This window comes from Paenibacillus diazotrophicus, assembly GCF_042610465.1.
Window position 1 is genome coordinate 1432132 of the sequence record NZ_JBGJZN010000001.1, and the last position, 13697, is coordinate 1445828.

A 13697-nucleotide genomic window follows, 5' to 3' on the forward strand; every position below is an offset into this window, starting at 1 on the left:
GTACGTCTCAAAATCGATAAGAAGATATACATAAAATAATATATATGTTTATAAATAACAATTTCTTGCATCTACAGAGTTTCTTCAAAATTTTACAAAATCAAGTTCTGCTTCACCATGCTATAATAATTCAAAAAACAAGTAGGTGGACTCTTTTGACATTTAGCAAATCCAGACGAAGCTGGAGATCGGACAAACTGTCCGGGCTGGGCTCCTCGATTTTTGCGGAAGTAGCAGTATGGAAAGAGGAGGCAGCAAGATCCGGACTAGATGTGATCGATCTTGGAATCGGCAGTCCCGATCAGGCGCCTGATTTAAAAATACGTCAGGTTCTAAGTGAAGCAGCGCTAAGGGAGGATAGCTATTCTTATCCATCATCCAGGGGAAGTGAAGCATTCCGCAGGCAGGCAGCAGCTTGGATGGAAGCACGGTTTGGTGTAACGGTGAATCCGGAGGATGAAATCGTGTCTCTCATGGGCTCACAGGATGGATTGGCACATTTGGCGCTGGCTGTCTGCAATCCGGGAGAACTGGCGATCATACCTGATCCGGGGTATCCTATTTATTCCGGTTCACTCGCGATAGCCGGTGTGACAGCCTGGACACTGCCGCTGCTGGAGAAGAACGCCTTCATTCCTGATTTGGACAGCATTCCGGATGAGGTGTGGCATAAGGCTGTTTTTATTCTGCTCAGCTTTCCCGGCAATCCGATAGCTGCTACGGTGGATCTTGCGTATATGGAGAAATTGATCCAACTGGCACGCAAATGGAATGTTCTGGTCATACATGACTTGGCCTATTCGGAAATGGGTTTTGATGGATATAAGCCTGTTAGCATTTTGCAGGTGCCGGGTGCACACGATACTTCGGTTGAATTCCATTCCTTCTCAAAAAGCTTCAACATGGCTGGCTGCCGGATTGGCTTCATGACCGGTAACCGCGAGGCAGTTGGGGCGCTTAGAGAACTTAAGAGCAATGTGGATTATGGTGTATTCGATCCTATCCAGGAAGCAGCGGTAGCTGCGCTCGAGCTAGCGATGAAAGCCGGGGAGAATGAGGGAGTTGCACCATTGTATGAACGGCGCCGGGACGTATTAATTACAGCATTGGCTCAGGAGGGCTGGGTGGTACCGAAGCCTAAAGCAACTATGTTCGTCTGGGCGCCACTGCCTGCTGAGTACCTGATAACCAGTCATGCAGGAGCTTCACGTGAATTTGCCCGTAATCTTCTTCTGCAAACAGGTGTAGCTGTCATACCTGGTGATGCCTTTGGAGCACAGGGGGAAGGTTTTGTCAGAATTGCCCTTGTAGAAGAGGAGGGGCGGCTTCTGGAAGCTGCCAGCAGAATAGGGGAGTTTTTGCGAGCGAACAGTTAACTTTGAGGAGTCATTACTGCCAATCTTTTGGCAATGTTACTGCAATGATGTTGAATGGAGAAGGGATCATCGCTATTCCGTTGACGATGGCGATTTTGCCGAAATAGGGTAGGGTTGATTTGGCCATCCCCTTATAGGTTCAAACAGACACGTTTAAATAGAATGTTACCATATATATTATTATGTAAACTATAATTCTCCATTTACTTATTTTAGTAAGTTATCATTGTTCCGAGCGTTAATGATCAAACGTATGCGACACCAAACAACCTGTTATGAATGGAGTATCCTATTACTCCGCTTCAAACACACTTTATGCAAAAGATAATGCTACCGGCCATATTCGTTGGATTTATAAATCTGGGGAGTATCCGAACGCCCCATAGAGATTGGCGGGCAAGCCCTCCTGATGAACGGTAAAAATCTATTTTGCTAATGAGAGCGGGGGCGACACGGCCTACCACCCCATTCTCCACAATATATGAAGGCTTCTGAAATTGGCTGGCAGGCCCTATTGGCGAAATGGCATTCTTTCGAAAAGTTCCCCAAATGTTGATACCGGAGTGTTATCGGAGGGAGCATGCTTAGTAAATTAACTTTTGCATAAAATTATAGGGTAGAGAAGAAAGATTCCACTGATTTGCAAGACCTAGTTGGTAAAAAGTTAATATCACGCCATATAAGTTAACATAATAAAAAATATGTTAACAATAAAATTCAATTCTGTGTTATTGGGGTAATTAAGGTACAAATACAGTCAGCATGGGAGGTACATTATGGGATTTAACCTTGGAGGTTTAGGAAATATAGGCGATGTGATCAATAAAGTGAAAGAGGGGGGCATTGGCGACCTGCTGCAGAATCTTCCGCTGGATCAGCTACCGCTTAATCAGATCTTAGAAAAACTGCCGCTGGACCAGCTGCTATCCAGTCCGTTCCTGGAGAAATTCACTCCCTTCGAGTCTATTAAGGATTTTCTACAAAGTGGGGGATTCAGTGCTTCCACAACAGAAGACCTGAAGTCATTGCCTCAGGATCAGCTCAATGAGCATGTTAGGAAGACCACATCCTTCGGATCGCTCAAGGAAATGCTGGTAAAAGCAGCAGAGTTCTATGCACAGCGCAAATAATAGGTGGGATATAGACAGTAAAATATATAGTTTCATCAAAAAACAGGCCTGCCTGGAGAATATCCATGGCAGGCCTGTTTGCTGTTATATTAGACGAAGAAAGTGCTTAACTGCGAAGCCAACTGATAGCCAGCAGCAATGCTCCTTTTTTAGCGTTGGTCTCAGCCAAGGCATTCAACATTACAAAGTCATGAATAATTCCCTGGAAACGGACCGCGGTTACGGAGACACCTGCTTCACGCAGTTTATTAGCGTAGGCTTCGCCTTCATCACGGAGAACATCGGCTTCGCCCGTTATAATCAGTGCTTCTGGCAGTCCGCTTAGCTGCTCCAGGCTCGCCCGAAGCGGTGAAGCGGTGATCTGGGCACGTTCTTCTTCACTGGTAGTATATTGGTCCCAGAACCATTTCATCCCGGTCCGTTGCAGGAAATAGCCCTCAGCAAAGAGATGATAGGATTCGGTATCAAAAGAAGCATCTGTTACAGGGTAGAACAAAAGCTGCTTGGATATCGCTGGGCCGCCCCGTTCTTTGGCCATCAGAGTGATGGCAGCTGTCATATTTCCACCGACACTATCGCCTGCAACGGTTAATTTATTGGAATCAAGACCATATTCCGATCCATGATCGGCAATCCATGTCAGTACCGTATAAATCTCTTCAATGGCCGTGGGGTATTTGGCTTCCGGAGAGAGACTGTATTCAGGGAATACGACTGCTGCTCCTGCACCGGTCGACAATTCCCGTATAAGCCGGTCATGGGTATGGCTGTTGCCGAAGACCCAACCCGCACCATGAATATACAGAATGACTGGCAGTGTTTCACGCGAAGTGTTCACCGGGCGGAGAATCCGCACCCGAACTTCACCGCTAGGGCCGCCGGGCACAGTAAGATCCTGAAGATCTGCTTCCGGTTTGTAAATTTCACTGGATTGTACGGTGTTCACCGTTTCGCGTCCTTTTTCAGGTCCCAGATCAGGCAGAAATGGAGGTTCGGAATTGTCATCAGCAAATTTCCGTGCTGCAGCTTCGAGAATGATTTTATTATCTTTTGGCATGGTCAATCGTCTCCTTCTATCCCATTTTGGGCAGTCTTCTTTCCATAACCAAGTTTTCCTTCACTGAAACAGCGGGCGTTGCTGCAAGCAGGCGATGTCATATTTATTAAATGAAAAGCGAACGGTTTGGTATGTTGAAAGTGTATAGTCATTGAATGGAGGGGGAGTACAAATGGAGAATTATCCTATTACAGAGGAAAGGGCTAGGCAGATATTTAAAGAACACTCTTCCTATATCTATGGAATCGCCCTAATGATCACTAAACATCGCGTGTTGGCAGATGATATAACGCAGGAAACCTTTCTTCGTGCTTTTGCCAAATTTGATCTCTATGACGGCTCTAAACCATTAAGACCATGGCTGTATAGGATAACCCTCAATACGGCACGAAACATGCTGCGTAAAAAAAGCTGGAAGCAGCTTTTTACCGGAATTCCAGCAATGGATGTAGAGGATTCAGCAGAATATATGGCGATACAGAGCGAAAACAAACAATTGCTATGGCTTGCGGTAAGTCGGTTGAGCTTAAAACAGCGTGAGGTGGTTACGCTTCATTATTATGTGGGCATGCCCCTGCCGGAAACGGCTTTTACTTTAGGCATTCCGCTGGGAACTTGTAAATCACGTCTGCACGCGGCACTGAAAAAGCTAAGGCAGTACTATGAAAAAGAACTAGAGCTTCAGACACTGAAGGAGGGGTTAAAATGAAGATTCCTAACCGTCCGGAGTCTGCCGGGAATGAGATTTTGGGTGCTGAATTACAGCGTGAAGGAAAACAGCTAAAAGTAAAGTACAAGCCATCCTTTGGATTTGAGGAAGTGTGGTCGAAATATGCGCAAGCTGGCAATCCTGCATGTGTCAACCGTAGATTTTATTCCAGATGGCTGAAATGGGGAGCTAGTATTACAGTTTCACTGATCGTAGCTTCAGGCGTGATAATAGGTATAGGAGCATTTTCACCACAAGTGGCCGAAGCTTTGCGTAATATACCATTCTTTGATTATCTGTATGACAAAGGGGGAGACACTGGTGATTTGAAACGAATAGAAGAGAAAAATCTAACTACATCTACGAATGTTTCAGCAAGGGATAAAGGTATAGACTTTAATGTAGTGAATGTTTTTTATGATGGGATTCAAGTAGTGTTGAATTATGAAGTTAGCTACCCTGAATCCACTCCCCAATTAACTGAAAAAGAAGCTGCAGTATACTACAATCTTAGTTTTTCAGGAATTCAGCCAGATTCGATCTCCACACATGATTTCACGATCACCGGTGAGCACACTTTTGTAGGGACGACCCGAATGAATATTGGGGAAAAGGATATGCCAGCTGAGCTGCAGCTTAACATGACTGTGGATTGTATCGGTATCACAAAGGGGAAGTGGGATGTCTCCATCCCTCTAAGCAAGCAAAAAAGTGAGGAGCTGACGAAAATCGTCTATCCTAAAGGCTTGGAATTCAACTATAAAAATACCAAGTTCTCCGTCGATAAACTGGTATTCGGACCCGTAACCACTCAAGTGGTGATTGGAAATGTTATTCCCTATTATCAGTTTGATTTGGTGATGGAGGATGACATTGGTAACTTATATAAGAACTATGGAGCAAGTGGAGCTACCCAAGATTATTATTATTTTAATTTGCCACCGCTTAGTGAGTTGAATCCCAATCCCAAATATATAACATTAACATTAACTGAGCATACAGGCGAAAATGATAGCATACAGACTGATGTTTATACGCAACTGGGTGAAGAGTACCCGGTAGTATTGCAAGGAGATCTAGGCGGCAAGTTGAGTATCACTGGGATTGAGTATGACGAGAAAGAGACGGTTGTGTATTATGAAGCGAATAAGGATCTGAATAGGAATACCCGGATCTCCCTTAAGGACAAGCAGGGAGTAATGATATTTGCACAAGGTCAACCAGTTCGGACTAACAGAGAGAAGCTGACTTTCAAGCTGAGGTTTCCTCCTATGAAGAAAAATAATGTGGCCGCCGTTGTTGCGTACCCCATTACTACTTCCGATAAAATACAAATGTTCAAATTTGAGATTCCCTTGGAATGGGCTAAGTAGCAACTTATTTGAAATTGCTTTTTTATGGATGAGGTGATCCTATTGATAAACGTTTCAGTCGAATGGCATCGTTGACTTTGAACCTTTTGATTCGTGCAGCCTGTACTGCAAATCTAGCCGGTGATCCGTCAACCCCAATTACTTCAGGGGGAATCCAGCCATTCAGTGGAACAGTCCGAGGAAATGTTGGAGTGAACAACAGAGCCGATGAAAGAGAAGGAGTCATCTGAAGCTACGTTTACGGTACCAGCCCCGCAATCAACAATAGCTTTGGTACCTGCGGAACAACCCCCGCTGCCTATAGTCAGTACTTCAACAACTTCGTTACTTTGCCAGAGAGATTATGTAAGTTTGTATAATAAACAACAGGCCGCAGCGACCTTGGTGACAAGGACGGATGCGGCCTGTTTGTTATGTTGGAAGGTATGCTAAACACTTATCACGGATGATTAAAGTGCTTTTTGCTTAACTTCTTCTTGATCTCCGGACAGTGGTTCCAGATGTGTATTTCTGTAGCCCGTTCTGGTATAGACAATCAGGAAGAAGAGGGCAGTAATCACCAGCGGATAACCAATCGCCCACCCGGTAAAAGGAAAGACAGCCGCAGTTGCGGCAAATGAAATCCAACTGATAACTACACCCGTCCGGTTGCCTTTCAGGAGACGGATTCCCGCTGCGCAGCCCCCGATATACGTCAATATGAAGGTGGCATTAGGAAACTGAATCAATGTCGTAATCGATAGCAGGCCACTGCCGTAGAGAAATAGAACAGTGGCAAAGCATAACAGCAGGAAACCAATGGCCCCGGTTGGTGTCTGGAACCTCTTTGACAAACCACCCATCCATTTAGGTGCATAACCATGCCGGGACAACGCATACGCTACGCGTGAAGCGGCTCCGGTATACGCGATAATAGTCGCTGTGCAGATGAAGAGTCCGGTCAGACCGGCGATGAATCCACCCCAGGAGCCAAGCGGCTGGCTGATAATCCAGACGAGCGAAGAGTCCGCTCCCCCCCGTAGATAGCTCTGGGTACCGACAGTGGCGAGTGCGGACAGGAAGTACAGTACTCCTACTATAATAGCAGCTATAGTGACGCCTTTAACCGCAGCACGCTCTGGATCCTTGAATTCCTCAGACAGATGCGATACGGCTTCCCAACCGATAAAGCACCAGAACAATATGGCTGCCGCCTGGCCGACGCTCATCCAGCCATGCGGAGCGAAAGGTGTGAAGTGGACACGTTCTATCCGGGGAAGTGCGGCAGCAAATGAAAATACTAAAACGGAGACGATGGCAATCACCACGGCGATCTGTACTTTCCCGGCTACTTGCATTCCAATCCAGTTCGTAATCAGTCCAATCCCCAGCATGGCTGCTGCCATAGCGATTCTGGCATTGTCTCCCCAGCCCATAGCTGCTGACATATATCCGGCTCCGGTTAAGGCAGCGACAGGTCCTCCTATCGGGACTGACATCAGGAAGAACCAGCCAACCAGTGCGCCCGCCTTTGGGCCAAAAGCCAGAGTGACAAAGTGAGAGACTCCCCCCGCATTCGGGAATTTGGCGGATAGCAGACCCATGGACAGGGCTAAGGGAAGGATCAATAACGTCATAAATCCCCAAGCGAGCAGAGATGCAGGCCCAGCCATTTCCGCAGCAAGGCCAGGTACAATAAGAACTCCTGAACCCAGCACGGCTCCAATGTAAAGAGCGATGGCCTGCGGCATTCCAATATTGCGTTGCAAAGTTTCTTTCATAATGATCATGGCCCGCTTTCCTTGTATTTATGTATAGAGTATCAGATAATAGATCCATTGGAAAAACGGAATTATTAGATAACATCCATTCGAAAAACCGATGGATACAGTTCAAAGCTGAAGGAGGTGGTCTCCGTGGAATCACGTCATCTGTTTACATTTCTTATCGTAGTCGAAACCGGGAGCTTTACGCGTGCCGCCCAGAAGCTGGATTATGCGCAGTCCAGCATTACTGCTCAGATCCAGGCGCTGGAAACAGAGCTGGGCCAGCCGCTGTTTGATCGTATCAGTAAAAAGATTATGCTCACGGATGCAGGACGCCGCCTGCTCCCCTATGCCCAGGAGATCTCCCGGATGCATACGATGGCTGAGGTGGCGCTGCGTTCGGAGACCGAGCTGACCGGAGCCCTCCGGATCGGCGCCCCTGAATCTTTGGCTGCTTTTCGGCTGCCGGGCATTATTAAAGAATTCCGCGGAAGATATCCACAGGTGCAGATCACACTGAAACCTGGCGCCTGCTGGGAACTCACTGAATTTGTCCGCTCCGGGGAATTGGATCTGGTGTTTTTACTGCAGCCCGAGAAGGAGTACAAGGATATCCATATCGAGACGCTTATTCAGGAGACTATGACGCTGGTTGCCCCCCTTGGCCATCCGCTCCTGGATCTGGATGAGGTGCTGCCGCTTCATCTGAAAGATGTAACTATTCTGCACACTGAAACCGGATGTACCTACCGCACCTTGTTCGAACGTCATTTGAATAGCCATGGCGTGTTCCCCGATCCGAAGCTGGAATTCTGGAGCATTGAAGCGATTAAGCAATGTGTGATGGCCGGGCTCGGCATTTCTTTTTTACCTCTGATTACGGTTCAAAATGAGCTGGCTGAAGGCAAGCTGGCACGTCTTCATTGGAATGACGAATCTCAGCGGGTAGCTACCCAAACTGCTTACCACAACAAAAAGTGGAAGTCACCGGCTCTTGCGGAATTCCTGTCCATTGTAAATAATCATGCAGCCGGATGGAGAACCGGAGCAGCTGATCCTGATAAATCACACTTATTATCTACATCATTTCGTGATGCCAATCCATGGTAGAATCGATTGCTAAGAACACGGGAGGGAACCGAGACATGAACTACTCAGAGCCTGACTATGAGGAAGAGCTGGATGCTTTTGTAATCTGGATGAAGGATGCCGGATTTACCCCATATACACAGAAGTCCTATCTTGCCGATGTGCGTGAGTTTTTGGCCAGTCTTAACGGCAAAAGTCTGGAGACTGTCAAGAAGCTTCATATCGTATCCTATCTAACCTCGGTCCGTGAACGGGGAGTCAGTGATACAACACGTAACCGCAAGCATGCATCCGTTAACTGCCTGTTCAAGGCGATGATGGAGCTTGAGCTGCTGAGTGCGAATCCTGCTGCGGGCATCAAGAAATCCAAAACCGAAAAAAACCGCGAACCTGTCTATCTGGAGGAGCATGAACTGCAGCGGTTTTTGTCTGCCGTTACAGGGAAATACAAAAGCCGTAACCTGGCGGTTTTTCTGCTTATGTCTTATATGGGACTGCGGGTAGGTGAGGTTCATACCCTGAATCAAAGTGACTATAATGCAGAACGCCTTACACTTAGAGTATTCGGAAAGGGACGCAAATGGCGTAATATTCCTGTGCCTGGAGAACTGGCCCCTTATTTGGAGCAAGCCCTTGCTGATCGGCTTGAACCTTGGCGCAGTAAAGAGGATGCTATGTTCATTTCGCAAAAAGGGCGCAGACTCTCGATTCGCGGGATTCAGGGCATTGCTGCGGATACCTTTGGACGTTTCCAGAATGAAATCCCTGCGGCCCACCGCAGACCTTACTCCAGCCACAAGCTGCGCCACTCCTTCGCCACTATGCTGCTGCGTAAAGGGGCTGATTTGCGGACGGTTCAGGAGCTACTGGGCCACTCATCTATTCAGACTACCACGGTATATACACATATCACGAACCGGGAGAAGGAAGAAGCGATGTCCAGACTGCAGATCAGCATGCCGCAATCATAGCGGTGCTGCTAAAGACAAGGACCTATTTCATTGGCAGATATGACTATTCATGTTATATTTACGGGTATCAGAAACTCCGTCCTTTCAATATTGGGGGTTATTCTCCATGACCGGAAGGACGGTTTCTTTTGTTTTCCGCAAAAAAAGACTATCTCCCCCTGTCGGAAGGAGGAAATAGTCCGGAATTAGAGCGTGCAGCTTATAGTTCCAGCTTTGAGATTTCACTTTTCAGCTTCTCACCGGATTTCTGGAAAAGGGCTTTCTCATCTTCACTAAGCGGCAGATCGAGTACTTCACGTACACCGGAGCGGTCAACCACACATGGGGCACCCAGGAATACATCCGAGACTCCATTATAGTTGTTCAGCAATGTGGAGACGTTCAACACAGCACCTTCGTTGTGCAGAATGGCGACGACGATCCGATCCAGCGCCAGTGCGATCGCATACGAGGTTGAGCCCTTGGCATCTATGATCTCATATGCGGCATTTTTTGTGTCTTCAAAAATATCCTGTCGTTCGGCTTCGTCAAACCCGAGATCAATCCCGGCAACGTTAGCCAGACTCCATACGGGCAACTCGGAATCCCCATGCTCACCGATGATTTGTCCGTGAATGCTGCGCGGGTCGATTTCTTTATGAAGGCCAATCAGGTACCGGAATCTTGCACTGTCGAGCACTGTACCGGAGCCGATGACTCGTCTGCGGTCAAAACCACTGATCTTCAGGGTGGCGTAAGCCAGGATATCCACTGGATTCGTTGCGATCAGCAGAATGGCATGCTGGTTGTATTTTGTGATTTTCTGGATAATATCTTTGAAAATCGAGATATTTTTGCGCAGGAGATCAATCCGCGTTTCACCTGGCTTTTGGGAGGCGCCAGCAGTCACGATAATGATATCTGCTTCACGGCAATCTTCATAAGTTCCTGCCCAGAGCTTCACGCCACCGACAAAAGGCATGCCGTGATTCATATCCAGCGCCTCACCAAGGGCTTTCTGATGATTAACGTCAATAAGAACCAATTCCTGCATGCGTCTGCGCAGCAACAATGTGTAGGCCGTTGTGGTACCAACAGCACCAGTGCCGATCACTACGACACGATTTGGTTTGAATGGGGGGGCCATTGCTACATCTCCTCCTGAAGTTTTGAATTTTTTGTGTCCAATCTTATCCATCATAAGCGCTAAGGTTAGTGTTTTCAAGCGGTCTGCTTTTAATCCATTACCCGAAAAAGGGCAAACTAACATGAATATTGGAATAACGGAGACAGTAAGAGTTAGTATTTCCACGTTTTTTGTATTTATCGGTGTTATCTGGGCTTTAGCTTGTCCGTTTCTTTATAGCAAGACCTATGTATATAGAAGACAGGGGAGAATGAACGAATGGATTTATTCCGTAAGAAACCTTTGAGCGCTCCGGTGACCGCCGAAGGAGACAGGCTCAGCAAGACATTAGGCGCTCTGGATTTAACCTTACTTGGGGTGGGAGCAATTATTGGTACAGGTATATTTGTAATGACCGGAGTGGCAGCAGCGGAACACGCTGGGCCCGCTCTAGTGCTATCTTTTGTGCTGGCAGGTATTGCCTGTGTACTGTCGGCTTTATGTTATTCGGAGTTTGCATCCACGATTCCGGTATCCGGCAGTGCCTATGCCTACAGCTATGTGGCTTTTGGTGAACTCTTAGCCTGGATTCTGGGTTGGGATTTGGTGCTCGAGTATGGCGTTGCAGCGGCAGCGGTGGGCAGCGGATGGTCCGGATATTTCCAGGGTCTCCTTGACGGCTTTGGCCTGCATTTGCCCACTGCGCTCTCCGGGGCTTATAATGCGGACAAAGGAACCTTTATCAACTTACCTGCAATTATTATTATTTTGCTGATCTCCTTCCTGCTGACCAGGGGGGTGAAGGAAACCGCCCGTTTTAATGCGATAATGGTCGTAATTAAGCTGTCGGTAGTTATTTTATTTATTGTTACCGGCGTTTTCTATGTGAAACCAGATAATTGGACTCCCTTTATGCCCTATGGATTCCATGGAGTAGTCAATGGTGCTGCCACCGTATTTTTTGCCTATATCGGCTTCGATGCCTTATCTACAGCTGCAGAAGAAGTAAAACGTCCACAGCGGGATCTGCCGATCGGGATCATCTCTTCTCTGGCGATCTGTACAGTGCTCTATATCGTAGTATCGCTCGTACTTACCGGGATCGTTCCTTACCAAAGCCTGAATGTCAGTGATCCGGTATCCTTTGCGCTCCGTTTTGTGAACCAGGATATGATTGCCGGGCTGATCTCAGTGGGGGCTATTGCCGGAATGACTACGGTTCTGCTTGTGCTGTTGTATGGCCAGACCCGCCTGATGTTCGCGATTTCTCGGGACGGACTGCTGCCACAGACCTTGTCCAGGATCAGTCCTAAGACGCACACCCCTGTACGCAGCACATGGATGGTGGGTGGTATTATTGCTGTGGTCACTGGTTTTGTCCCGCTGGACCGATTGGCTAACCTAACCAGCATTGGCACACTTTTCGCCTTTCTTGTTGTTTCACTGGGTGTTATCGCACTCCGGTATACTCATCCGACTCTGAAAAGAGGATTTAAAGTCCCATGGGTTCCTCTTGTCCCTTTGCTTAGTGCGGCAGCCTGCGGATATTTGATGTATAATTTAGGCAGAGATACCTGGGCCGGGTTCCTGATATGGCTGGTCATTGGATTAATGATCTATGCATTATACGGTTACAAGAGAAGTGCGCTGAATCATAACAAATAATAAATGAAGGAAGAGGAGAGAGCATTGTCATTTAAGATTACAGGTTTCAAGGCTCTAAGAGCTGTAATTACGGTGCTCCTGGCCTTGCTTATACTGTCTGCCTGCTCTTCTCCTTCTCCGGAGCCTTCCCAGCCCCCGCAGCCGACGGAAGCGCCGGAAGAGGGGCAGACCATTACCTTAATTACACCAGATGCCCAAAACATCGACAACGAAAGCAGTCCAAAATATCAGATCCAGACCCGTCTGACAGATTTCAGGCTGCTGAATGATACGATTGGACTAGCCTGGGGCGTAACCAAAAATGAGCTGCGGATGTACATGACGATGGATAACGGCAAGACCTGGAGCAACATCTCGCCCTCTTCGAATGTCCAGTTTTTGTCCAACCCTGTCTATGGCAGGGACATATTCTTCACAGATCCCAGCAATGGATGGATCATCCGTAGCGCGTCAGGGCATTCGGAAACAGTGGTACTCCGCACAACAGATGGAGGAAGCAGCTGGAAAATATCCTCTTTTCCTGATGCCAATGCGATAACTTCAATCTACTTTAATTCCCCTGAACACGGATGGTTGATGACCTCCTGGGATGCCAAAGCCACCAAAGAGAGCAAAGCGCTGTATGCTACCGAAGATGGGGGAGCGACATGGAACCTGGTTATGCAGAACGAGCAATATAATCCTAACTTGCCAAATAATACAATCCCTATATCAGGGGTGATCACTGGGATGGTGTTCAAAGATTTTGAACATGGATTTGTAAGTTTGCAGACTGGTGCGCTTCCCAAAATCTATATAACCAAAGACGGTGCGGCAACATGGATACAGGGTCCGGAATTCCTCGTTAATGAAGAGTTACGCGGCTGTGACCGGGTAATAACAGGGGAGCCTGTTTTTTTTGACAAGGCCAGCCTGAATGGGTGGATGTCTGTAGGTTGCCAAACGGACAAAGAAGGCAGCATTACCTACAATGGTTATTTCACTGCCAACGGGGGCGGGAACTGGAAATTTGTGACCTTTGGACTGGGTGCGCAAAAGGGCGTCAACCGTCATATTCCTCCTGCCTTTTTGAATTCTCAGCTCGGCTGGACTCTGAAGAAGGATGTGCTGTATAAGACAACGAATCAGGGCAAAATCTGGACGGCACTTCCTGCCAGCGGTGTGCTGCAATCGAAGCTAGCCGAATATCCGGAGATTGTGAAGCTGCAGTTCGTGTCTTCTGAGGTGGGATGGCTGCTGATAGAGAAAAAAGAAGACCGCAAATCTATCCTCCTGCAGACTACGAATGGAGGGTTAAGCTGGCGGGTAATGTAAATTCATATCATGAATACGAGAGTGTCTATCAAACCAATTGTGGCTTGATCAGGCACTTTTTTTATTGCATGGATTTCAATTATGAAAAAATAAAGCATCAAAAATCTTATTTAAAATTTTCTTTAAAAATGTGAAAAAAATCACATGACAAACAAAGAATACT

At 47.2% G+C, this 13697-nt stretch carries 11 protein-coding genes; 8 read left to right on the forward strand and 3 right to left on the reverse strand.

What is annotated here, in order from left to right; translation table 11 throughout:
* Window positions 1-155: 155 nt before the first annotated feature.
* Window positions 156-1376, forward strand: coding sequence for an aminotransferase class I/II-fold pyridoxal phosphate-dependent enzyme (locus ACAN54_RS06510; protein ID WP_379152034.1), 1221 nt, complete (start codon window positions 156-158; stop codon window positions 1374-1376).
* Between the two features lie 776 nt (window positions 1377-2152).
* Window positions 2153-2506 (forward strand): hypothetical protein, encoded by a 354-nt coding sequence (locus tag ACAN54_RS06515; RefSeq protein ID WP_379152037.1) that lies wholly within the window; start codon window positions 2153-2155, stop codon window positions 2504-2506.
* A gap of 106 nt (window positions 2507-2612) precedes the next feature.
* Here the strand turns inward: ACAN54_RS06515 and ACAN54_RS06520 are convergent, their stop codons facing one another.
* Entirely contained in the window at window positions 2613-3563 is a 951-nt protein-coding gene (locus tag ACAN54_RS06520; RefSeq protein ID WP_379152040.1) for an alpha/beta hydrolase, read from the reverse strand.
* A 172-nt stretch (window positions 3564-3735) separates the two neighbouring features.
* On the opposite strand from ACAN54_RS06520, the gene ACAN54_RS06525 reads away from it, so the two are divergent.
* Both ACAN54_RS06525 and ACAN54_RS06530 read left to right on the forward strand, forming a co-directional pair.
* Window positions 3736-4272, forward strand: a complete 537-nt coding sequence (locus ACAN54_RS06525) for an RNA polymerase sigma factor (RefSeq protein WP_379152043.1) — start codon at window positions 3736-3738, stop codon at window positions 4270-4272.
* Window positions 4269-5645 carry a DUF4179 domain-containing protein gene (locus ACAN54_RS06530; RefSeq protein WP_379152045.1) on the forward strand — a complete coding sequence of 459 codons (1377 nt, stop codon included), beginning with the start codon at window positions 4269-4271 and terminating at the stop codon, window positions 5643-5645. The genes ACAN54_RS06525 and ACAN54_RS06530 overlap by 4 nt, the downstream gene beginning before the upstream one ends.
* A 449-nt stretch (window positions 5646-6094) precedes the next feature.
* Here the strand turns inward: ACAN54_RS06530 and ACAN54_RS06535 are convergent, their stop codons facing one another.
* The gene (locus ACAN54_RS06535) at window positions 6095-7405 is read right to left on the reverse strand and encodes an APC family permease (RefSeq protein ID WP_379154113.1); all 1311 of its coding nucleotides are present in this window, start codon (window positions 7403-7405) and stop codon (window positions 6095-6097) included.
* A 135-nt stretch (window positions 7406-7540) separates the two neighbouring features.
* On the opposite strand from ACAN54_RS06535, the gene ACAN54_RS06540 reads away from it, so the two are divergent.
* Both ACAN54_RS06540 and ACAN54_RS06545 read left to right on the forward strand, forming a co-directional pair.
* On the forward strand, window positions 7541-8500 hold the full coding sequence (locus tag ACAN54_RS06540; RefSeq protein WP_379152048.1) for a LysR family transcriptional regulator: 960 nt from the start codon (window positions 7541-7543) through the stop codon (window positions 8498-8500).
* Window positions 8501-8535: 35 nt separating this feature from the next.
* A complete protein-coding gene (locus tag ACAN54_RS06545) occupies window positions 8536-9450 on the forward strand; it encodes a tyrosine-type recombinase/integrase (protein ID WP_379152051.1) in 915 nt (304 codons plus the stop codon).
* Between the two features lie 199 nt (window positions 9451-9649).
* On the opposite strand, the gene ACAN54_RS06550 is transcribed toward ACAN54_RS06545, so the two are convergent.
* Window positions 9650-10576, reverse strand: a complete 927-nt coding sequence (locus tag ACAN54_RS06550; protein WP_379152055.1) for an L-lactate dehydrogenase — start codon at window positions 10574-10576, stop codon at window positions 9650-9652.
* Between the two features lie 258 nt (window positions 10577-10834).
* Here ACAN54_RS06550 and bcaP point away from each other — a divergent pair, with 258 nt between their 5' ends.
* Together bcaP and ACAN54_RS06560 are read left to right on the forward strand one after the other, a co-directional pair.
* A complete protein-coding gene (gene bcaP / locus ACAN54_RS06555) occupies window positions 10835-12220 on the forward strand; it encodes a branched-chain amino acid transporter BcaP (RefSeq protein WP_379152058.1) in 1386 nt (461 codons plus the stop codon).
* A gap of 24 nt (window positions 12221-12244) precedes the next feature.
* A complete protein-coding gene (locus ACAN54_RS06560) occupies window positions 12245-13534 on the forward strand; it encodes a VPS10 domain-containing protein (protein WP_379152061.1) in 1290 nt (429 codons plus the stop codon).
* Window positions 13535-13697: the final 163 nt, after the last annotated feature.

What these genes read in the sequence shown, in the direction of transcription:
- ACAN54_RS06515 (WP_379152037.1), top strand. Translation starts at nt 2,153, where the DNA reads ATGGGATTTAACCTTGGAGGTTTAGGAAATATAGGCGATGTGATCAAT.
- ACAN54_RS06520 (WP_379152040.1), bottom strand. Translation starts at nt 3,563, where the DNA reads ATGCCAAAAGATAATAAAATCATTCTCGAAGCTGCAGCACGGAAATTT.
- ACAN54_RS06525 (WP_379152043.1), top strand. Translation starts at nt 3,736, where the DNA reads ATGGAGAATTATCCTATTACAGAGGAAAGGGCTAGGCAGATATTTAAA.
- ACAN54_RS06530 (WP_379152045.1), top strand. Translation starts at nt 4,269, where the DNA reads ATGAAGATTCCTAACCGTCCGGAGTCTGCCGGGAATGAGATTTTGGGT.
- ACAN54_RS06535 (WP_379154113.1), bottom strand. Translation starts at nt 7,405, where the DNA reads ATGAAAGAAACTTTGCAACGCAATATTGGAATGCCGCAGGCCATCGCT.
- ACAN54_RS06545 (WP_379152051.1), top strand. Translation starts at nt 8,536, where the DNA reads ATGAACTACTCAGAGCCTGACTATGAGGAAGAGCTGGATGCTTTTGTA.
- ACAN54_RS06550 (WP_379152055.1), bottom strand. Translation starts at nt 10,576, where the DNA reads ATGGCCCCCCCATTCAAACCAAATCGTGTCGTAGTGATCGGCACTGGT.
- bcaP (WP_379152058.1), top strand. Translation starts at nt 10,835, where the DNA reads ATGGATTTATTCCGTAAGAAACCTTTGAGCGCTCCGGTGACCGCCGAA.